19 protein-coding genes are annotated in these 20,944 nt (G+C 67.9%); 11 read left to right on the forward strand and 8 right to left on the reverse strand.

Annotated elements, in window-relative coordinates; genetic code table 11:
* Positions 1–46: 46 nt before the first annotated feature.
* The 3 genes from tadA to queE are packed head-to-tail and all read right to left on the reverse strand — an operon-like array spanning position 47 to position 1,598.
* Complete coding sequence (gene tadA, locus AC1D02_RS11910) at positions 47–520, reverse strand: tRNA adenosine(34) deaminase TadA (protein WP_477316999.1); 474 nt, start codon at positions 518–520, stop codon at positions 47–49.
* A complete protein-coding gene (gene queD, locus AC1D02_RS11915) occupies positions 513–959 on the reverse strand; it encodes a 6-carboxytetrahydropterin synthase QueD (protein WP_305511255.1) in 447 nt (148 codons plus the stop codon). The genes tadA and queD overlap by 8 nt, the downstream gene beginning before the upstream one ends.
* 3 nt (positions 960–962) lie before the next feature.
* Positions 963–1,598, reverse strand: coding sequence for a 7-carboxy-7-deazaguanine synthase (gene queE, locus AC1D02_RS11920; RefSeq protein ID WP_477317001.1), 636 nt, complete (start codon positions 1,596–1,598; stop codon positions 963–965).
* A 167-nt stretch (positions 1,599–1,765) separates the two neighbouring features.
* Here queE and AC1D02_RS11925 point away from each other — a divergent pair, with 167 nt between their 5' ends.
* Complete coding sequence (locus tag AC1D02_RS11925; RefSeq protein ID WP_477317003.1) at positions 1,766–2,740, forward strand: sensor histidine kinase; 975 nt, start codon at positions 1,766–1,768, stop codon at positions 2,738–2,740.
* Between the two features lie 59 nt (positions 2,741–2,799).
* A complete protein-coding gene (locus tag AC1D02_RS11930) occupies positions 2,800–3,786 on the forward strand; it encodes a sensor domain-containing diguanylate cyclase (RefSeq protein ID WP_477317005.1) in 987 nt (328 codons plus the stop codon).
* Between the two features lie 21 nt (positions 3,787–3,807).
* On the opposite strand, the gene AC1D02_RS11935 is transcribed toward AC1D02_RS11930, so the two are convergent.
* Positions 3,808–4,677, reverse strand: coding sequence for a hypothetical protein (locus AC1D02_RS11935; protein WP_477317007.1), 870 nt, complete (start codon positions 4,675–4,677; stop codon positions 3,808–3,810).
* 78 nt (positions 4,678–4,755) lie between these two features.
* Positions 4,756–5,835, reverse strand: a complete 1,080-nt coding sequence (locus tag AC1D02_RS11940) for an acyl-CoA dehydrogenase family protein (protein ID WP_477317009.1) — start codon at positions 5,833–5,835, stop codon at positions 4,756–4,758.
* 243 nt (positions 5,836–6,078) lie between these two features.
* Between AC1D02_RS11940 and AC1D02_RS11945 the strand changes: the two genes are divergently transcribed.
* Genes AC1D02_RS11945 through AC1D02_RS11965 form a run of 5 tightly spaced genes read left to right on the forward strand, consistent with a single transcriptional unit; the run spans position 6,079 to position 10,947 of the window.
* Positions 6,079–7,674: a methyl-accepting chemotaxis protein gene (locus tag AC1D02_RS11945; RefSeq protein ID WP_477317011.1), complete on the forward strand. Its 1,596-nt coding sequence runs from the start codon at positions 6,079–6,081 to the stop codon at positions 7,672–7,674.
* A gap of 58 nt (positions 7,675–7,732) precedes the next feature.
* On the forward strand, positions 7,733–8,095 hold the full coding sequence (locus AC1D02_RS11950) for a hypothetical protein (protein ID WP_477317013.1): 363 nt from the start codon (positions 7,733–7,735) through the stop codon (positions 8,093–8,095).
* A 1-nt stretch (position 8,096) separates the two neighbouring features.
* On the forward strand, positions 8,097–8,354 hold the full coding sequence (locus AC1D02_RS11955; RefSeq protein ID WP_477317015.1) for a DUF5985 family protein: 258 nt from the start codon (positions 8,097–8,099) through the stop codon (positions 8,352–8,354).
* Positions 8,355–8,357: 3 nt separating this feature from the next.
* Positions 8,358–8,639: a DUF5985 family protein gene (locus AC1D02_RS11960; protein ID WP_477317017.1), complete on the forward strand. Its 282-nt coding sequence runs from the start codon at positions 8,358–8,360 to the stop codon at positions 8,637–8,639.
* 4 nt (positions 8,640–8,643) lie between these two features.
* Positions 8,644–10,947 (forward strand): hybrid sensor histidine kinase/response regulator, encoded by a 2,304-nt coding sequence (locus AC1D02_RS11965; RefSeq protein ID WP_477317019.1) that lies wholly within the window; start codon positions 8,644–8,646, stop codon positions 10,945–10,947.
* 2 nt (positions 10,948–10,949) lie between these two features.
* Here AC1D02_RS11965 and AC1D02_RS11970 read toward each other — a convergent pair whose 3' ends face one another.
* Complete coding sequence (locus AC1D02_RS11970) at positions 10,950–11,378, reverse strand: NUDIX hydrolase (RefSeq protein ID WP_477317021.1); 429 nt, start codon at positions 11,376–11,378, stop codon at positions 10,950–10,952.
* Positions 11,375–14,992 (reverse strand): response regulator, encoded by a 3,618-nt coding sequence (locus tag AC1D02_RS11975; RefSeq protein ID WP_477317023.1) that lies wholly within the window; start codon positions 14,990–14,992, stop codon positions 11,375–11,377. Before AC1D02_RS11975 ends, AC1D02_RS11970 begins: the two co-directional genes overlap by 4 nt.
* Before the next feature lie 207 nt (positions 14,993–15,199).
* Between AC1D02_RS11975 and AC1D02_RS11980 the strand changes: the two genes are divergently transcribed.
* The 3 genes from AC1D02_RS11980 to AC1D02_RS11990 all read left to right on the forward strand — a co-directional run bounded on the left by AC1D02_RS11980 (position 15,200) and on the right by AC1D02_RS11990 (position 18,029).
* Positions 15,200–16,666, forward strand: a complete 1,467-nt coding sequence (locus AC1D02_RS11980) for an iron-containing redox enzyme family protein (RefSeq protein WP_477317025.1) — start codon at positions 15,200–15,202, stop codon at positions 16,664–16,666.
* Positions 16,666–17,613: a methyltransferase gene (locus tag AC1D02_RS11985; protein ID WP_477317027.1), complete on the forward strand. Its 948-nt coding sequence runs from the start codon at positions 16,666–16,668 to the stop codon at positions 17,611–17,613. The genes AC1D02_RS11980 and AC1D02_RS11985 overlap by 1 nt, the downstream gene beginning before the upstream one ends.
* 71 nt (positions 17,614–17,684) lie before the next feature.
* Positions 17,685–18,029, forward strand: a complete 345-nt coding sequence (locus AC1D02_RS11990) for a hypothetical protein (RefSeq protein WP_477317029.1) — start codon at positions 17,685–17,687, stop codon at positions 18,027–18,029.
* 38 nt (positions 18,030–18,067) lie between these two features.
* Here the strand turns inward: AC1D02_RS11990 and AC1D02_RS11995 are convergent, their stop codons facing one another.
* On the reverse strand, positions 18,068–19,261 hold the full coding sequence (locus tag AC1D02_RS11995; RefSeq protein WP_477317031.1) for a DUF2863 family protein: 1,194 nt from the start codon (positions 19,259–19,261) through the stop codon (positions 18,068–18,070).
* A 172-nt stretch (positions 19,262–19,433) separates the two neighbouring features.
* On the opposite strand from AC1D02_RS11995, the gene AC1D02_RS12000 reads away from it, so the two are divergent.
* Entirely contained in the window at positions 19,434–20,942 is a 1,509-nt protein-coding gene (locus AC1D02_RS12000; protein ID WP_477317033.1) for a DUF4331 domain-containing protein, read from the forward strand.
* Positions 20,943–20,944 lie beyond the last annotated feature (2 nt).

Raw genomic sequence — 20,944 nt, forward strand, 5'->3', positions numbered from 1 at the left:
CTCCAGAACCGAGCATACCATTATTGATTCGCGCCCCGCGCGCGCGTCAGTCCGTGGCGACTGCCCGCGCCGCGGCGCGCCGTTCGGCGAAAAAGCCGCGCAGCATGGCGCCGGCTTCGTCGGCCATCACGCCGCCCACCAGTTCGGTATGGTGGTTCAGCTTCTCCTGTTCGAACAGGTTCAGCACCGAGCCGCAGGCGCCGGTCTTCGGATCGCTGGCGCCGAACACCACCCGTGCCAGGCGCGCGTGCATCATCGCGCCCGAGCACATCACGCACGGTTCGAGCGTGACGAACAGTTCGCAGCCGGGCAGCCGGTAGTTGCCCAGCTTTTCGGCTGCCGCGCGCAAGGCCACGATCTCGGCGTGCGCGGTCGGATCGTGGCGCCCGATCGGCTGGTTGAAGCCGATCGACACCACTTCGCCGTCCTTGACCACGACGGCGCCGACCGGCACCTCGCCCAGGCTCCAGGCATGCTGCGCCTGGGCCAGCGCGAGCTGCATGAATTCGCTGTCAGGCATCGGTGATCTCGGCCCAGCAGTTCGGGGTTTCGTGCAGCATCAGCTTGTGCAGGTGCAGGCCGGTGCCGTAGCGGTCCTTGAACGCGGCCTTCAGGATGTCGAAAGCGACCCGCGCCAGGTTCTCGACGGTCGGGATGCGGTCGATCACCACCGTCTTGTGGCCCGGCAGGCTGGCGAGGAATTCGCGCACGGCGTCGTCCTTCTCGTACACCAGGAACGCGTGGTCCCAGACGTCGACCAGGTGCTCCTTGGCGATCGTCTTGATGTCGGAGAAGTCCATGATCATGCCGTTGTCGGAGCTGCCTTCGACGTCGATGACGGCGCCGGTCAGGGTGATTTCCAGCGTGTAGCGGTGGCCGTGCAGGTTGCGGCACTGGCTCTTGTGGTCGGGAATCCGGTGTCCGGCGTCGAATTCGAGCTTGCGGGTGATGGTGAGCATTGCTTAAGGGATCTGTAAAAGTTTATGGGTTTGCAAGCTCAGCTTCCACTTCGGGTGGCGCTTGCACGTCTCGATCGCCAGCCGCGTGTTGTGCTCGGCCAGCGGGCCGTCCATCGGCTGCACGAAGAAATTGTCGAAATCGAGCTGCTCGTAAGCGGCCAGGTTCTGGCCCGTCTGCGGAATCACCACCTTGATTTCATTGCCTTTTTCGACCACCAGCGTCGATCCCATCTTGGGGCTGACGCAGACCCAGTCGACCCCGGCCGGCACCGGCAGGGTGCCATTGGTTTCGATCGCGATCTCGAAGCCGGCGCGGTGCATCGCGTCGATCAGCGGGGCATCGAGCTGCAGCAGCGGTTCGCCGCCGGTGAAGACCACGTACTTGCTGGCCGGATAGCTTTCCGGCCACAGCGAGTCGATCTCGGCGGCCAGCGCTTCGGCCCGCGGGAACTTGCCGCCCCGTTCGCCGTCGGTGCCGACGAAGTCGGTGTCGCAAAAGGTGCAGGTGGCGGTGGCGCGGTCGCTCTCGCGGCCGGTCCACAGGTTGCAGCCGGCAAAGCGGCAGAACACCGCCGGGCGGCCGGCGTGCGCGCCTTCGCCCTGCAAGGTGTAGAAAATTTCTTTGATGCTGTAAGTCACGGTAAACCTCAATCGTCAACCGGTCATTATACCGCGCCGGCGGCCCTGCCGCTGGGGGCAGGCCTTCTGATAGATGCTGTGACGTAAGAGTTGACGTGAGATAAGACGCTCAGTTTGCCGCGGGGTAACCTCGGCCTCACGACTTGATCCATGTCGCAAAGGATGCCATGAATACCGCACCGCGCCGCCTTGCCGCAACCGCCCTCGCGCTATCCGCGCTGGGCGCGTCTGGCGCCGTGGCGTCCGGCGCATTGCCGCTGCAGCAGCCGGCGGTGCTGGTCGCGGGCCTCTGGCTGGCCGTGGTCGGCTGGGGTTTCCGCGCCCTGCTCTCACGCTATCTGCGCTTCAGGGATCGGCTTGCTTACTCGGAAGCCCAGCTCGGCATGGAGCGCCACGCGCGTGTGCAGGCCGAACGCTCGCTGGCCGACACCCATGCCGCGCTGTGCCGCCTGATCGGCCAGCAGGAACAGGTGCGCGAGAGCGAGCGCCGGCGCATCGCGCGCGACATCCACGACGACCTCGGCCAGCACCTGCTCGCACTGAAGATCGAGCTGTCGCTGATCCAGGCGCGCGCCTGCCGGACCGATCCGCGCATCCAGCAGAAGGTCGGCAGCCTGCTCGGCAACCTGGACCTGTCGATCGCGTCGCTGCGCACCATCATCAATAACCTGCGTCCGCCGGCGTTGGAACAAGGGTTGCAGGCGGCGATCGAAGCGCAGCTGGCCGACTTTTCGCGCGTGAGCGGCATCCGTCATCGCTTCGACGCCAGCGACGATGCGTTCGGCGCCGCGTCCGACCCTGCCATGGATGCGATGCTGTTCCGCATCCTGCAGGAGTCGCTCGCCAACGTGCTGCGGCATGCCCAGGCCACCGAAGTGACGGTCGCGCTGGACCAGCGAGCCGGCCGCCTGAGCCTGAAGGTGCAGGACAACGGCGTCGGCATGGCCGACGGTGAGGATCACCGCGGCTGCGGCCTGGCCGGCATCGCCGACCGCGTCACGGCCGCCGACGGCAAGTTCGCCATCGACAGCGCGCCCGGCAAGGGGACCCTGCTGTCGCTGTCGGTGCCGCTGCCGGTCGCGGCGAGTGTTGCAGGCAGTGAATCCTTGTTAAAGATCAATAGTTGCGTGAAGTCATCGTAGCAAAATTAGAACTTGTCGGCAGTCAATTATTTGCCCTCCAGACAATCAGAGGACCGCACATGCATACCACCACGCTACAGCGCAGCGCCGCTTCGGCGCTCCCCCTTCATCAGGACGCGTTCGCCGCCAGGCTGATGGAAATGCTGGCCATTCCCGCCTTCGTGCTCGATACCGGCTGCAAGGTGATGATCTGGAACCGCGCCTGCGAGCGGCTGACCGGGGTGCCCGGCTACGAAGTGATCGGCACCTCCGACCATTGGCGCAGCTTTCATGACGCGCCGCGCCCGAGCCTGGCCGACCTGGTGATTCAGAACCGCACCGACGAAATCCACCAGATTTATCCGCGCCAGGTCAAGCAGGCCGGCCCGGTCGGCAACCTGTGCGCCGAAAGCTGGTGCGAGATGCCGCGCGTGGGGACCCGCCGCTACCTGGCGTCCGACGCCAGCCCGATCCTCGACGACGACGGCGCGCTGGTGGCGGTGGTGCAGACGGTGCGCGACATGACCGACGAGAAGATCGCGCAGATTTCGCTCGAGCAGCTGGCTACCCGCGACGGCCTGACCGGGCTGGCGAACCGGCGCTGCTTCGACGAAACGCTGCATGCGGAATGGGCGCGCGCGCAGCGCCAGAAGCAGCCGCTCTCGCTGCTGATGGTCGACGTCGACAATTTCAAGGCGTACAACGACGCCAACGGCCACCTCGGCGGCGACGAATGCCTCAAGCGCATCGCCAGCGCGGTGGCGAGCGAGATGCGCGCCAACGACCTGGTGGCGCGCTACGGCGGCGAGGAGTTTGCGGTGATCCTGCCGAACCAGTCGCTCAAGGGTGCGGCCATCGTGGCCGAGCGGATCCGCTGCCGCGTCGAGCGGCTGATGGTGCCCAACACCGGCGCCGCGCCGGGCCACGTGACGGTCAGCATCGGCGCCGCGACGGCGCTGGCGTCGCCCGAAGCGAGCGCCAGCCAGCTGGTGGCCATCGCCGACGCGGCGCTGTACCGCGCCAAGCACATGGGGCGCAACCGCATCAGCCTGCCGTTGGGGATGTAGAGTTCTCGCCCCGAAGCCGCGTCAATGCAGGTGGGTGATGCGGTCCCAGCCGTGCCGCACCGCGGCCTTGAACTTGCCCCAGGCCGTCCCCGGATTGTCCGCTTCCCACTCGCTGCGCAGCGCCGGCTCGACATCCTTCCACAGCTGGCCCCGATAGGTCTCGTCCGACGCCATCTTCGAGCCGTAGCGGTAGGCCGGCGCATATTCGTCATACAGATTGCCGGCGCCGCTGCCGGCGTAATTCGCGTTGTAGTGGCTGCGATAGTACAGCTCGTCTTCCTCGGACAGATCCGACAGCGACGGCTCGGCCAGGTGCGAAAATACTTTCACGGGACTGCGCGCGGCCGGCGGCACCGCGCCCGGGCCTTCGGGGATGATGGCGCGCTGTTCCGAGCCGGAACCGCCGCCGCCCTGCATGCTGCCCTGCGCGCTCTGCTGCGACATTTGCGCCGACTGCTGCTGGCCGCCCATGCCCATGCGGATCGCCTCGCCGGTGACCGGCCCGCCGCTCCACTCGGCGACCTTCTCGTCGATGTCGACCGGCCCATATCGCTCGACGATGGCGGCGGCGCGCTCGACCTCGGGCTCATCGGCGGTGGTCATCGTGAGCACATGATGGCCGCGAGTGACGGCGTCGGAATACTTCTGCACATACACGCTGTTGTCGGTGCCGAAGATATTAGTGAGAAATGTACGGATGCTGTCGGTGATGCCGCTGCCGGTGCTGGCAGGCTCGGGCGTGGATGCGCCGGTGATCGGGCTGTCGCGCCCGGTCGGATCGCCTTCGCTCAGGCGGATGTCCTGGCGCGGAAAGCCGGACAGCACCAGCTCCTCGACGGCGTTCTGGGCGTCGCCGCGGTTGTCGAAAACGGCTATCAGTGTGCGTTTCATGATGGTTCCTCCGAGAGGTTTCGGGCCACCGGATCAGAGTACCGCAATCGGCCCGGAGGCCGCGCACCATTGCACAGGTTACGGCAGCAGCAGCGTGTGCTGGGTCGCCGTGTGAAAATCGCGCCAGACCCGGTTGATGTCGGTGTCGCCGCTGGCCGCGTACAGCCCGCAAAACGGATACAGCTCGTCGACCGCCTTGCGCGCCACCGCGACCCAGTCGAGCGAAGCGGCGTGCAGCGGCCCCGCATCTGGCGCGCGGCCGGCCAGCACCAGTTCCCATGCCGCGTCGAGCAGCCGGTAAAACGCCGCGCGCGCCGCCTGGAAACCGGCCTGCGCAGCGCCCACGCGCTCCGCCACGCCGGGCGCCTCCATCAGCGGAATGCCGGTAATCGGCTGCCTGCGCCGGGCGATGCAAGGCGCCGCCAGTTGCAGGAAATGGCCTGCCATGCCGGCCGCATTGGCCGCGAGCGTCACGTACGCCAGCGACAGGAAGGGAAAGCGGTACAGCGGCCCATCCGCCGTCGCGTGCGCGGCGTCGATCTGGAAGCCGTGATCGGCGTGGACCCAGCGCTGGTCGATGCGGTAGCTGTGCGACGCCGTCGCGCGCAGGCCGATGCTGCGCCAGGACGACACCACTTCGACCTCGCCGGCCGGCACGATGAAGGCGCGGATGCGCGGCGCGCCGGCGGCGTCGAGCAGCACCTGGCCATGCTCGCGCAGGATCGCGTTGAGCGTGAAGTGGGTGGCGAACGGCGCCCCGCTGGCGTAATCCCAGCGCCCGTCCAGCCGGAAACCGTCGCCGTCGACGTCGGCATAGCCGGTCGGCGCGCCGCTGCCGGCCACGCACACGCGTGGCGTGCCGACAATGTCGCGCGCCAGCGCCGGCGGCAGGAAGCCGGCGAACCAGCCGGCGCCGGCGCACAGCGTGACGGTCCAGCCAATGCTGCCGTCGGCCGCGGCCAGGCGCTCTTCCAGCCGCACCACCTGCGGCAGCGCCAGCTCGAGGCCACCGGCGGAACGCGGCGCCAGCATGCGCAGCCAGCCGCGCCGGTGCAACAGGGCCTGCTGCACCGGGCCCATGGCGCCGGCGCTGTCGGCATCGGCAGCGCGTGCAAGAATGCGGCGCAGGTCGCGTTCGCGAAGATCGAGTCGGTCCATCCGTGTCGCTTTCCAATTTTCAGTGGGGTGCAGCATATCAGGCGGGAGCGGCCATGCGCAGACCGGCGTGCTCGGCACGATCACCGCCGTGACCCAGGCCGCGGTGTACGGCCAGGCGTCGCGGCGCTCACCGCGGCACAGGCGTTTAGTTCCATCCGATAAATATTTTTTCCCGTTCGTTATTATTACCGCTACAATCTTTGCAGCTTTTTCGCTTGGCGGTTCGACAATCATGGAACGGGTATGAAAATAGCAGATGTGAAAATCGGGAATCGCCTGAACGTCAGTTTCGCGCTGACGATCGCGATGCTGGCCGTGGTCGTGGCGCTGGGGGCGAGCCGCCTCACCGCCATCAGCACTGGCGTCGACGCCGCGGTCAAAGAGCATTTCGCCGCCGTCGACGAAATCGGCCGCGCAAGATCCGCGCTGGACCAGCAGTCGCGCCATCTGCGCAATGCCTTGCTCACCAGCGACGGCGCGCGCGCGGCGACCGAACTGGACGCCGCCGACCGCGCCGGCGCGCAGGCCGAAGCGCTGCTGTCCCGGCGTGCCGATACGCCCGGCCGCACCGAGTTCACTCTTCAGCGCGAACGCGCCGCCCGCCTCGCCCGCTCCGGCCAGAAGGATCTGGCACTGACGCTGCTGCCGGCGCTGTCGGCGGCCGAGCAGGCGTATTTCGGTTCGCTCGACCAGCTTGGCGCCGCCCAGGCGGCCTTGCTGCGCGAGCGCACCGGTGCGGCGATCGACGGCGCCGCGTTCGCCAGCCTGGAGATGATCGTGCTTGGCGTAATCGGGGCCGCCCTGAGCATGTTTACCGCCTGGTACCTGACGCTGGGCATCGTGAAGCCGCTGCGCCACGCGGTGAAAGTGGCGCGCAGGGTGGCCTCCGGCAACCTGGCCAGCAGCATCGAGGTGCGCTCGCGCGACGAAGTCGGCCAGTTGTCCGCCGCGCTGAAAGAAATGAACGACAGCCTGGCGCGCATCGTCGGCCAGGTGCGCAGCGGCGCCGACAGCATCGCCAGCGCGTCCCAGGAAATTGCGAGCGGCAACCAGGAACTGTCGGCGCGCAGCGAGCAGCAAGCCTCCACGCTGGAGGAAACCGCGGCATCGATGGAGCAGCTGACCGGCACCGTGGGACACAATTCGGCCAACGCCAAGCAGGCGCGGGTGCTGGCGCAGTCGGCGTCGAGCCTGGCGGCGCAAGGCGGCGCCGTGGTCGACGAGGTGGCGAAGAAAATGGCGTCGATCCACGCCGGTTCGCGAAGGATGGCCGAAATTGTCGGCGTGATCGACTCCATCGCGTTCCAGACCAATATCCTGGCGTTGAACGCGGCGGTCGAGGCGGCGCGCGCAGGCGAACAGGGCCGCGGCTTCGCCGTCGTGGCCGGCGAAGTGCGCAACCTGGCGCAGCGCTCCGCCGCGGCGGCGCGCGACATCAAGCGCCTGATCGACGAATCCGGCGCCGAAATGGATGCTGGCGCGCGCCTGGCCGACGAGGCCGGCCGCAGCATGGAGCACATCGTCGCCGGCATTGGCCACGTCACCGCCTTCGTCAGCGACATCGCCGACGCCAGCGCCGAACAGCTGGCCGGCATCGTCCACGTGAATGCGGCGCTGGCCCAGATCGAGCAGGCAACCCAGCAGAATGCCGCGCTGGTCGAGGAAGCGGCGGCGGCGGCGGCATCGATGCGTTCGCAGGCGGCCGAGCTCGCGGCGGCCGTCGGCGTATTCGCGCTCGCCGCGCCTGAACGGCCCCGGCCCGGACTGGCGCCGGTCATTGCGCTGGCGCACGATTGCACACCGCAGCAATTGTCGGAATCGCATAAAATGCGCGCTTGATTCAATTCTGCCTGGAAATGCCGTGCCTGCGAGCGAGCAGCCTCTTATACCGGAAGACTTGCGCCGTTTCGTGCTGACCGGAATCCCGTCCGTGCCCTTCCTCGAAGCGCTGCTATTGCTGCGCGGCGATCCCGGCCGTACCTGGCAGGCGGCGGACGTCGCCCGGCGCCTGTACGTGCGCGAGCGCGATGCGCAGGCGCTGCTGGACCGCCTGTGCCTGTCCGGCATGGCGCGCCGCTGCGGCAGCGGCGACACCGCGATCTGCTACCACCCCGCTACCCCGGCACTCGCCGAACTGATCGACCGCCTGGCCGGGCTGTATGCGCGCCAGCTGGTGCAGGTGACCACCCTGATCCACTCGACGCTGGACCGCAAGGCGCAGCAGTTTGCCAACGCATTTACATGGCGCAAGGACTCCTGATATGGCAGAGACCATCTACACCCTTTGCATGCTCACTTCGCTGGCCTGCGCCTGGCTGCTGCTCGGCAGCTACCGGCGCACCGGCCACCGCCTGCTGTTCTGGAGCGGCCTGTGCTTCGTCGTCATGACGCTCAATAACGTCCTGCTACTGGTGGACAAGCTGTTCCTTCCCGATACCGACCTGCGCACCATGCGCCAGGCGACCGCGCTGGTGGCGCTGGTGCTGCTGCTGTACGGCCTGATCTACGAGAAGGAGTAATCGATGACCAACGAGATCCTCACCGGTGCGATCGCCATGGCCTCGGCCGCCCTGGCGCTGTTTTTCCTGCGCTTCTGGCGCGACTCGGGCGACCGTTTCTTCCTGTACTTCGCGCTGTCGTTCGCGATCGAGGGCGGGCACCGCCTGGTGTCGACCATCGTCCTCAGCACCCATGAGGATTCGCCGCTACACTATCTGATCCGCCTGCTGTCGTACGGCCTCATCCTGTGGGCGATCCTGGAAAAGAACCTGCCGCGCGCCAAGCCGCGCAAAGAAAGCGAATGATTCGATGACCAACGTGCGTCCCGCCTACTGCGTCCTGCTGGTCGGGCATGCGGCCGCGCCGACTGCGGGCATCGACGCCATCTGCGCGGAACTGGACGTGGTTCCGGTCCACGCGGTGTCGACAGCGGACGCGATCGAACGCGCGCGCGCGACCAACTTCCTGCTGGTGCTGGCCTCGGTGCCGGGGGAGGGCGCCGGCGCGCCGGAACTGGTCGCCGAACTGGCGCGGATCGGCGCTCCCGTCATCGTGCTTGCGCCGCAGGCCGGCACGGCCTTTCCGCTCGAGCGCTGCTACGAAGCCGGCGCCGCGGACGTGATTGCCGGCGAACTGACGCCGGTGATATTGAAAGCCAGGGCGCGCTTCCTCGGCCATGCCGCGCACGCGGCGCGCGAACGGCGCGACGCGGAGGCCGCGTTGCACGACACCCGGGTGCGGCTCCACACCACAGTGGCCCACGGCGACCTGGCGATGTGGAACTGGGACATGAAGAACGACCGCGTCACCGGCGACGCCGCCATGCAATTCCTGTTCAGCGTCACGCCTGAACAGGCCGCCGGCGGCCCGGTCAGCGCCTACTACGCGGCCATGCATCCCGACGATGCGGCCCAGGACGCAATCAATATCCAGCGCGCGATCGAGACCGGCGGCCCCTACGAGTCGCGCGCGCGGGTCAGGGCCATGGATGGCGAATACCACCTGGTGCTGTCGCGCGGCCAGGTGCTGTACGACGCCGAGGGAAGGCCGGAAACGCTGCGCGGCGTGGTGCGCGACATCACCAGCGAAACCAAGGCCCAGGCGGACCTGCGCGAAAGCGAAGAACGCTATCGCACGCTGTTCGAGGCGATCGACGAAGCGGTCTGCATCATCCAGATGATTTACGACGACGCCGGCGAGCCCGTGGACTACCTGTTCCTGGAAACGAACAAGGCGTTCGAGCAGCACACCGGCCTGGTCGACGCAGCCGGAAAACGGGTGCTCGAACTGGTGCCTGGCCACGACACCCACTGGATGAAGTTGTACGGCGACGTCGCCCGCACCGGCGTGCCGGTCCGGCACGAAAACGAGGTCGGCGTGATGAACCGCTGGTTCGACGTCTACGCAACGCGCATCGGCGTCGAGGGCAGCGACAAGGTGGCGGTGCTGTTCACCGACATCAGCGAACGCAAACGCGCCGAAATCGAGCTGCAGCGCCTGGCCGATGACTTGAAGGACGCCGACCGGCGCAAGACCGAATTCCTGGCCACGCTTGCTCACGAACTGCGCAACCCGCTGGCGCCGTTGCGCAGCGGCCTGCAGGTGCTGCGCCTGTCGCAGGGCGACCCGCAGGCGATCGCGCGCGTGTCCGAAGTGATGGAACGCCAGCTCGGGCACATGGTCGAACTGGTGGACGACTTGCTCGACGTGGCCCGCATCACACGCGGCCAGGTGGAGTTGAAGCAGGCTCACATCGACCTGAAGGACGTGCTGGACCTGGCGGTGGAAACCGCGCTGCCGGCCATCGAGGACCGTCGCCACCGGCTCGACCTGCGTCTCGCCGACGAGCCTTTGCCGCTGTTCGCCGACGCGACGCGCCTGACCCAGGTCGTCAACAACCTGCTCAACAACGCCGCCAAGTACACGCCCCACGGCGGCTTGGTGACGCTGGCGACCCGGCGCGAACAGGACGAGGCGGTGCTGACCGTGTCCGACAACGGCGTGGGCATCGCGGCGGAATCGCTGGAAGAAGTGTTCGGCATGTTCAACCAGGTGGGGCGCAGCCGCGATCGTACGCACGGCGGCCTCGGGATCGGGCTGTCGCTGGTGCGCAGCATGGTGGGCCTGCATGGCGGCAGCGTGTCGGCGGCGAGCGCCGGGCCGGGCCTGGGCAGCACCATTACCGTCCGCCTGCCGCTGGCGGCTGGCCGCGCCGATGCGGTGCCGTCCCAGCCGGCGCCGGTGGCGCCGGTGCACAAGGTGCGCGTACTTGTGGTGGACGACAACAGCGACGCGGCGGACACGCTGTCATCGCTGCTGGACCTGCTCGGACACAATGCGCAAGTGGCCAACGACGGCCGCGCCGCGCTCGAAGCGATGCAGGACTTCAGGCCGCAGGTGGTGTTCCTCGACATCGGCATGCCGGTGATGAACGGCTACGAAGTGGCCGAGTCGATCCGCAACGACCGGCGTTTCGACCAGCCCTTTCTGGTCGCGCTGACCGGCTGGGGCGGCGAGGACGACCGCCAGCGCACCAGCGCGGCCGGCTTCGACCTGCACCTGACCAAGCCGGTGGACCTCGACGCGATCGAGAAGATGCTGGCCGGGGTCTGACCCTACCACTCCAGCGCGAGCAGGCGCTGCGCCATTCGCGGCCAGCAAAGCTTGGCCAGCTGCGACCTTTCCGCCCACCGGTACGCATCCACCTCCGGCGTCTCGTCCCCGGTCTGGTGATGCGGGAAAAAGCTGGTGCACACCAAATGGTCCAGCGACGCCAGCTCGTCGCCGCTGCGCACCAGGTACAGGTGCAGGCGCTTGTCCGGCCGATAGTCGAACAGGCCCAGATCGCTGAACCGGTCGGCCGCAAACGCGATGCCCGCCTCCTCGCGCAATTCGCGCATCGCCGCTTCCAGCGTGGTCTCGCCTTCGTCCTGCATGCCTTTCGGAATATCCCACTTGGGCGTGTGCGTCACGTGGCACAGCAGCAGCTGGCCGGCCGGATTGACCACCAGCGTGCCGCACGAAATCGGCAAGTGCCCCTTCATCTCTTCCTCCCCGCGGCCGTGCGCAATGCGCGTTCCAGCGCATCGATGCTGACCGGCTTGGTCAGGTGCTGGTCGAAACCGGCGTCGCGCGAACGCTGCACGTCCTCGCTGGCGCCCCAGCCGGTCAACGCAACGAGCTCGATATTCTCCATGCCGGGCGTGGCGCGGATCGCGCGCGCCACTTCATGCCCGTTCATGCCCGGCATGCCGATGTCGAGGAAAATCAGGTCCGGCGCCAGGCGCTTGGCCAGTTCGAAGCCGCTGCGCCCGTCGAGCGCCACCTCGGCCTGGTGGCCCAGCATCGTCAGCAGCGCTGACAGGCTCTCGGCCGCGTCGGCATTGTCGTCCACGACCAGCACGCGCAAGCCGGCGCCCGGAGCCGCCGCATCCGCCACCGCGCCTGGGGCCGGACGGGCGCCTTCGCCGAGCGGCAGGCGCAACGTGAAGGTGCTGCCCTGGCCGCGCCCGGCGCTGGCGGCCGACACGCTGCCGCCATGCAGCTCGGCCAGCCGGCGCACCAGCGACAGGCCGATGCCCAGCCCGCCCTGGGCGCGGTCGATGCTGCCGCGCACCTGGGTGAACAGGTCGAACACCGTGGCCAGCGATTCGGCCGGGATGCCGATGCCGCTGTCACTGACCGCGACCACCGCCTGGCCGTCTTCGGTCCATGCGCGCACGTCGATGCGCCCGCCCGGCGGAGTGTACTTGGCGGCGTTATTCAACAGGTTGCTCAAGACCTGCACGATGCGTGTGGTGTCGGCATCGAGCATGATGGGGTCGGCCGGCAGGTCCACCGTCAGCGCATGGCCGCTGGCTTCGACCAGGGCGGCGCCAGTTTCGAGCGCCATCGCCACCAGCGACTTCAGCTCCGCCGGTTCCTTCTTCAGCGCGATCTTGCCGCGCGTGATGCGGGCGACGTCGAGCAGGTCGTTGACCAGGTGGATAAGGTGGCCGAGCTGGCGGTCCATCATGCCCAGCACGCGCGCCAGCGCGGCCGGTTCCGGCGGCGCCATGCGCAGCAGGTCCAGGCCGGTGCGGATCGGCGCAAGCGGATTGCGCAGCTCGTGCGCCAGGGTCGCCAGGAACTCGGACTTGCGGTGATCGGCCTCGGACAGGTCGGCGGCGACGCGGCGCAGCTCGTCCTCGGCGCGCTTTTGCTCGCTGATGTCGCGCGTGACGGTGGCCAGGCCGATGATCTCGCCGCGGTCGTCGCGCACCGCGAAGCCCTTGAAATACACCGGCGCCACCTCGCCCGTGGCCAGATGGGCGAAGCGCAGCTCGCCCTCCCAGCGCGCGGGCGCGCCGGTCAGGGCCGGCAGCACCTCGTCGATGACGAACTGGCGGCTCTCGGGCGCGAAGAAATCGGCCAGCGAATAATCCGAAATCGGCGCGTCCGCCGCGATGCCGGACAGGCGCCGCCCGGCCGGATTGAGGAACATGCCCATCGAGTCGGGCGTGGCGATGCCGATGAAGTCGGGCGACTGCTCGGCCACCGCGGCCAGCCGTCGGATCCCTTCCTCGGCCAGGCGCCGGTCCGTCTCGTCGCGGAAGTACAGCGCAATGCCGCCGCCGGGCGTCGGGCAGCTGTTGATCTCGAACCAGCGCCCGGACGGATCGTAATAAGCCTCGAACTTGACGTGGGTGCGCTCTTCCGCGCTGCGCCGCAGGCCCTGTTCGATCGCACCGCCGCGCAGTTCCGGAATCGCTTCCCAAAGCGCTGCGCCCACCAGGGCCTGGTTGCCTGCGCCGGTGATCTGTTCCGCCGCGTGGTTGGCATAGCGGATGCGCCAGTCGCTGTCGATCGACAGGAAGCCTTCGCTGATGCTCTCCAGGATGTTGAGCGAGCGCGCTTCGGCCGCCATCCGCTCCTGCGCCTCGTGGCGCTGGCCGATCACCAGCGAAGCGGTGTTGGCCAGCAGCGCCAGCGCTTCCTGCTGGTCTTCGCTGTGCTCGCGCAGGTCGCGGCAGTACCAGCAGAACACGCCCAGCACCGCGCCGGACGGCGCCAGGATCGGCAGCGAGCGGCAGGAGCGCAGGCCGTGCTTTCGCGCCAGCGCACGGAAGCCCGGCCAGCGCTGTTCGACATCGAGGTCGTCCACGGCCACCACCTCGCCGCTGGCCGCGCACAAGGCCTCCGGCCCGGCCTGCACGCCAGGCGGCAAATCGTCGAGCGCATCAAGGAATTCCTGCGGCAGCGTGGGGCCGGCCGCCTGGCGCAGGCGTCCGCGTTCGCCTTCGGCCAGGCGGATCGCCGCCATGCCGGAGCCGCCCGAGAAATCCTCGGCGGTGCTGGCCAGCACGTCGAGCACGTCGCCCAGCGGCGCATCGCTGACAGCCAGTTCGAGCGCGCTGCGCTGGCCCTCCGCCAGCAGCCCGGCCAGGGTGCGCTCGGTGACGTCGATGCCGTGCACCAGCACGCCCGAGATGGCGCCGTCGGCTTCGCGCAAGGCGATGCACACCGCGTCGACGAAGCGCGGTTCGAGCGCGTTGCCATCGCGCTGCAGCAGCATGCGCTGGTTGCGGTCCTCGATCGGCTGGCCGTCCCGGTAGACCGCGTCGTACTGCTCCAGCAGTCCCTGGCCTTCCAGCTCGGGCAGCGCCGCGCGCACTTCGAGGCCGAGCAGCGGGCGTTCGCCGACCAGCTGCATGAAGCGCTGGTTGGCGAATTCGAATTTATGCCGAGGGCCGCGCATCACGCACATGAAGGCCGGCGCGCGCTGGAAAATGTCGGCCAGGCGGTCGCCGGCCGCCTCCACCTGGCGGAACAGGCGTTCGCGCTCCGCCTCGATCGCGGCCAACTGTTCGGCCGCCAGCTTCTCGGTGGTGGCGTCGCGGAAGATGTGGGCGTAGCCGCGCAGCCTGCCGGCGTCGTCGCGCAGCGGCACCATCACGCCGTCGGCGAAGAAGCGCGAGCCGTCGCGCCGCACGTGCCAGCGCTGGTCCGACGCGCGCCCGGTTTCGAGCGCCAGCGCCATTTGGGCGCGCGGCACGCCGGCGGCGCGGTCCTCGTGCGTGAAGATCATCTCGGCGTTGCGCCCGCGCGCGCTCTCGACATCCCAGCCGAGGATGTCGGCGGCGCCGCCTTCCCATTCGGTGACCAGGCCCTCGGCGTCGGTGCCGATGAAGGCGTAATCGCGGGTGCTGTCGAGGATCAGGCGGATGCGCTCGTCGCGCGCGCGCAGCGCGGCCTGGTGGCGCTGCTCGTGCAGCAGCGCGATGGCGGCGGTCTTGCGGTAAAGGTCGATGAACACCGCCACCCGGGCGCGCAGCACCACCGGGTTGAACGGCTTGGTCAGGTAGTCCACCGCGCCCAGCGCGTAGGCGTCCTCGACCGGGAAGGCGTCCTGGCTGGCGGCGGTGAGGAAAATGATCGGCAGTTCCTGCGAGCGCGGATGGCGCCGCATCAGCGCCGCCGTCTCGAAGCCGTTCATGGTCGGCATCTGCACGTCGAGCAGCACCAGCGCGAACGAGTGGTCCAGCACCGCGCGCAGCGCCTGCTCGCCGGAGCCGACGCTGACCAGCTCTTCGTCGAGTTCTGCCAGCACCGATTCGAGCGCAGTCAGGTTGGCCGGCTGATCGTCCACCAGGAGGATCTTGACTCTCTTTTTATTCATTTGCTGGCGGCACGTTCGATTCCTTCGCATGCTGTGGACGTGCCAATGTAGGCTGCGCACAATTGGAAGTCAACGCCCTGCCAACCCCTGCGGTAATGTAATCCCACTCTTACAAAAGCGCGGGATGGCATCCTCTTTCATGAGTGCATCTTTTTTTGCATACTAATCAAGATTTTAGCCTGCCCGATAATGACGACGAGACCCGACATGCCCGAACCAGTAGCCGCCCTGCCCCGCGACCAATTCCGTGCGCCCGCGCGCGCCGCCGGAATGCGCCAGATGTACCTCGACCTGAGCGAACGCGAGATCGCGCCGGCGGCGCGCGATGCCGCGTCGCAGTGGCTGCGCGAACAGCTGGCCGCGGCGGCCCCGGCGCCGTCGCCGCTGCCGCGCGGCGCCGAGCAGTTCGCCGCCTGGACCGCCGCCAGCACCGCCGCCGTCGGCGAGCAGTACAAACAGTACCTGGCCGAGCGCAAGGCCGGCGCGCCGCGCCGCTACTTCGGCAGCAAGGCGCACGCGCTGTACTTCCTGAAGGGCGTGGCGCCGACCAAGCTGGTCGACGGCGCCTGGCTGTTCGGCCTGCTCAAGCACTGGGAAAATGGCGCGATGGCGCCGCTGATCACCACCTACCTCGAGGAGCTGGGCAACGGCGTGCCGGAGAAGAACCACGTCGTCATCTTCCAGCAGCTGATCGACGCCCACGGCAGCAACCAGTGGCAGGGCCTGCCGGAGGACCACTTCCTGCAAGGCCTGGTGCAACTGGCGCTGGCGCACAACGCCGACGAATTCCTGCCCGAGCTGATCGGCTACAACCTCGGCTACGAACAGCTGCCGCTGCACCTGCTGATCACCGCATACGAACTCAATGAACTGGGCATCGATCCCTATTACTTCACGCTGCACGTCACGGTCGACAACGCCGACACCGGCCACGCGCGCAAGGCCTGGGAAGCGCTGCAGAAGCTCACGCCGCAGGTGGGCGACGCCGAGGAATTCCTGCGCCGGGTCGATGCCGGCTACCGCCTCAACGAGCTGGGCGTGAGCACCGAAGCGGTGATCGGCGCGTTCGACCTGCACGCCGAGCTGGTGGGCATCATGCGCGCCAAGAGCGCAACGGGCAAGAACATGCACTCGGATTACTGCAAGGTCGGCGGGCGCACGCTCAACGACTGGCTGTCCGATCCCGACGACGTGCCCGAGCTGCTGGCGGCGCTCGAACAGCAAGGCTGGTTCACCCGCGGCGAGCCGCCCGAGGACAGCCGCTTCTGGGGCCTGATCCAGGGCGACCGCGCGCAGATGTTCGGCGTGTTCAGCCCCTACGAGCAGCAGGTGCTGCACGACTGGATCGCCACGCCGCCGCATCCGGTGGCCGCCGCGCCGGTGCCGCGCCTGGCCACGCACCGCGCCCTGCAGCGCGCCGCCTCCGCGCTCGACGGCCCGCCGCGCCGCATCCGCGAGAGCGCCGAGCGCGGCCTGATCCGCCACCGCTTCCCGGACGACGAGCATGCGTGGGAAGCGATCGCCTGCGAACTGCGCCTGCTCGAGGCCAAGCTTGCCGCATCGGAGAGCAAGGAAGAAGCGATCGCGATGCTGACCGCCCTGATGTCGCCGGCCAGCCATCACACGTCCGCCGGCCTGATGGCCACGCGCATCTTCTCCAAACTATTCGCCTGATGGACCGCGACGCCGCCCTGCTCGAACTCGGGCGGGCGCTCGCGCGTGCAAATTATCGACACGTCACCGTGACGCCGGCGACGCACCAGCGCGTGCTGCGGCGCGATCCGCGCCCGGCCGACAGCCTGGCCGATGTTTTCGGCTGGAGCCGCCGGTTCGGCGCCGGCGTCCTGCCGCCACGGATGCTGGAGCTGATGCTCGACGCCGGCGTGGCGCGCGCCGAGGGCGACGGCTGGCGCAGCAGCGTGCGCGTGTCGAGCCTTGGCGGCCAGCTGTATTTTCACTCGGCGTTTCCGACCAGCGCGGCCGACGCCGTGTTCTTCGGGCCCGACACCTACCGCTTCCTGCGCGCGCTGGAAGCGCAGCCGCAGCGGGCGGTCGCGCGCGCCGTCGACATCGGCTGCGGCAGCGGCGCGGCGGCGATCGCCATCGGGCTGCGCTGGCCCGAGGCCGAGGTGCTGGCGGTCGACATCAACGACGAGGCGCTGCGCCTGACGGCGGTGAACGCGGCGCTGGCTGGCGCCGCCAACGTGCGGACGCTGCACAGCGACCTCCTGTCCGGCGTCGACGGCAGCTTCGACCTCATCGTTGCCAATCCGCCCTACATGCTCGATCCCTGCGCGCGCGCCTATCGCCACGGCGGCGGCGAACTGGGCGCCGGCCTGTCGCTGGCGATCGTCGAGGCGGCGCTGGGGCGGCTGGCGCCGGGCGGACAGCTGCTGCTGTACACCGGCGCGGCCATCGTCGCCGGGCAGGACCCGTTTTTGGCGCGCGTCGCGCCGATGCTGGAGCGGGCCGGCGCCGCGTGGCGCTACGAAGAAATCGATCCGGACGTCTTCGGAGAAGAATTGGACGAAGCCGAGTACCGCCGCGTCGACCGGATCGCCGCGGTGTGGCTGCGGGTGGATTCAACCGTGCGCGCCAGCAAAGGCGAATCGGGCGCTTGAGGTATATTGGGGGACATTCCGGCGCATTGCATGCCGCCGGAATCGCCCCCCTGCCACAACAAGGTGCGAACATGTCAGACAGCCATCCCTCCCCGCCCGAAATTCCGTTTCGAACCCTGCTGTACCGCTTCATGTTCTTCGAATGGATGTTCGCGGACCTGAGCGCGGCGCGCGACCTGTACGAACGGCACGCGGCGCTGCAGCACAACCGCCACATGTGCCGCTACCTCCCGGTGTATTTGCGGCGCTGGTCGGTGCTGACGTTCTTCGACTTCGGCCTCGGCATGCTGTTCGAGCGCGCCTTGCAGGCCAGCCTGCTGTCGGCGTGGTTCTTCACCTGGTCGTGCGTCAGCCTGACCGCGATGGTGATCATTTCGATCGCCTGGATCTTCCTGTCGAACGCCAAGATGACCTAATCAGCCTGTGGTTCCTGCCTGCGCAGGAACGACAAACTTCAGGCGGCGCGCACGCCCACCGCCCGCCCATCGGCATCGAACTGGTCCGCCACCGACAGCGCCTGGATCCCCAGCGCGCGCAACGCATCGCACAACTCCGCCAGTTCCGCCTCGACGTCGCCCGCCAGGTCGAAGCGCTTTTCGGCCGACACCATCGGCCCGTCTTCACTGCCACGGTACAGGTTCACGCGCAGCATCAGCTCGTCCTCCGACGCCGCCGGCGCGACGATCGCGCTCAGCTCGGCCGGATCGACCGCGTGCGACGCGATCGCCTGGCCGACTTCGGAGATCACGCCCAGCATCGCCAGTTCGGCCATGCCCTGCTCCTTGGCGCCGTAAAACAGGTCCTGGTACAGGAAGTTGAGCGAGACCGCCGACGGATCGGCCGCCAGGCAGGCCTGCAGCAGCGGCGCCGCATCCAGCGACCACTGGCGATAGCGTTCCATGCGCGCGTCGAACCAGGCTTCGGCCGCCTCGCCGGACGGTTCGGCGTAGAACGGATCGTCGGCGCGCCGGCGCACGAAGCCGAGCAGGAAGCGCAGCTCCATCGCCTCGTCCTCCGGCGCGAAGCCGCCGCCCGTCCAGCCGGCGATGCTGGCCGACAGCGCCGGCGTCTCGACCATCTTCTTCTCGCCCATCGTCGCGGCGACTTCGCGCAGCATGTCGTTGAGCTGGCTGTAGCTGATACGGTCGATCTCGTCGACGTCGTAGGCGTGGCTGATCAAAACAACCGTGGCGTCGGCGCTTTCGAGTCCCGCCTGCTGGAAGCTGGCGCGCAGCAGTTCGAACGCGGCCACGTCCTGGAAGGTCTGCTCCTGCTTCAGGCCGCCCGTGCTGCTGACGAACACCGGCACCAGGAAGGCGTCGACCTCCTCGGCCGGCTTGCCTTCGCGCCGCAGCGTGATGGTCGCCGCGGCCTCCTCGACCTGGCTGCGCAGGTAGGCGAAGGCGGCGGGATCGGTGAAGCGCGTATGTTCGATCGCGCCGTACAGCACTTCGTCGTTCTTCTTGCGCAGCGCGTTGCGCACCAGGCGCGCCAGTTCGGCCTGCTTCTCGCGCAGGACGGCAATCGCGTCCTCCTCGGGATCGGCGATCTCCAGCGCGAGGTCGGCCAGGACCAGCGCCATCTGCTCGGTATCGTCGTCGGGCTTGGCGGCGGATTTGCGGGGAACGGGCGGCTTATTCTTGGGCATGGGAAATGGGGGCTGGATTTGTCAAAGCGTTATGGTAACAAACGTCGTCACATATGGTTACGCCTGACACAAAATGAAATCATGTGTGCGGCAGCTAACATTGAATCAATGACCCGCTTGCTACTGTGTTGTCCTGAACAACCACTTCAATCAACGAGACAGGACCTGGATCATGAAAAAAATGAAGAGCAAACATGTGGCGCTGACGACGCTGGTCTCGGCACTCATGCTGGCCGGCGCCTTCGGCCCGGCGCAGGCATCGAGCCACCGGGAAGCACCATTCCTCACGAACGCGCCCAAAGTCGACGGAACCGACTTCTACATGTTCCGCAGCTACGAACCTGGCCGCGATGCCTACGTGACCATGATCTCGGACTTCATTCCGTTCCAGGATCCGCAGGGCGGCCCGAATTTCTACCAGTTCGACGCCAACGCCCTGTATGAAATCCACATCGACAACAACGGCGACGGCAAGGAAGACATCACCTTCCAGTTCCGTTTCAAGAACACCTCCAAGCACACCCCGCTGACGGTCGGCGGCAAGCAGGTGATGATCCCGTTGATTAATTCGGGCACCATCTCCGGCGTGAATCCGGCATCGCTGAATGTGCGCGAGACCTACACCATCGACATGGTCAAGGGCGACCGCCGCAGCGGCACGCGCACCCGCCTGACCGCGGCCACCGGCGGCGCCACCGAGTTCGACAAACCGGTCGACAACATCGGCGACAAGACCTTCGGCGGCACGGGCGGCTACGAGACCTACGCCAACCAGCACATCTACAACGTGTCGTTCGGCACCTGCGGCACCGGCCGCGTATTCGTCGGCCAGCGCAAGGAGCCGTTCTACATCGCCGTCGGCAAGATCTTCGACCTGTTCAACCTGAATCCGCTCGGCGCGGAAAATGGCGGCAATCCGAACGACCTGGAGAAAAAGAACGTCAGCGCGATCTCCATCGAAGCGCCGATCGCCTGCCTGACCAGCGGCAGCGAACCGGTGATCGCCGCGTGGACCACGGCCAGCATGCGCCAGGGCCGCCTGCTCAATCCATCGCCCGCATCGGGCCTGAACAACGCCACCAAGGAAGGCGGCGCCTGGAGCCAGGTGTCGCGCCTCGGCATGCCGCTGGTGAACGAAGTCGTGATCGGCATGGACGACAAGGACCGCTTCAACACCTCCAAGCCGTCCGGCGACGCGCAGTTCGCGACCTACGTGACCAATCCGACCTTGCCGGCCCTGGTCGAGACCCTGTTCCCGACCGCCAAGGCGCCGACCAACTTCCCGCGTACCGACCTGGTGGCCGCGTTCCTGACCGGTATCGCCGGCGTGAACCAGTCGAAGGCGCAGGCCACGGTCGCCACGTATGAAGCGCTGCGCCTGAACACCTCGATCGCGCCGACTCCGATCGCTTCGCAGAACGTGCTGGGCGTGGCGGCGGGCGACAACGCCGGCTTCCCGAACGGCCGCCGTCCCGCCGACGATATCGTCGACGTGTCGCTGCGGGTCGCGATGGGCGCGCTGTGCGTGATCACCGGCGCGAACGACGCCCTCAAGGTCGGCTGCAAGCCGTCCGATGCACCTGCCGGCGCCGCGGCCCTGACCGACGGCGTGCGCAAGGCGCCGACCGACTTCAAGGCGGCCTTCCCTTACCTGAACACCCCGCTGCCGGGCAACCAATAAGG

Source organism: Massilia sp. P1_C10 (assembly GCF_056406475.1).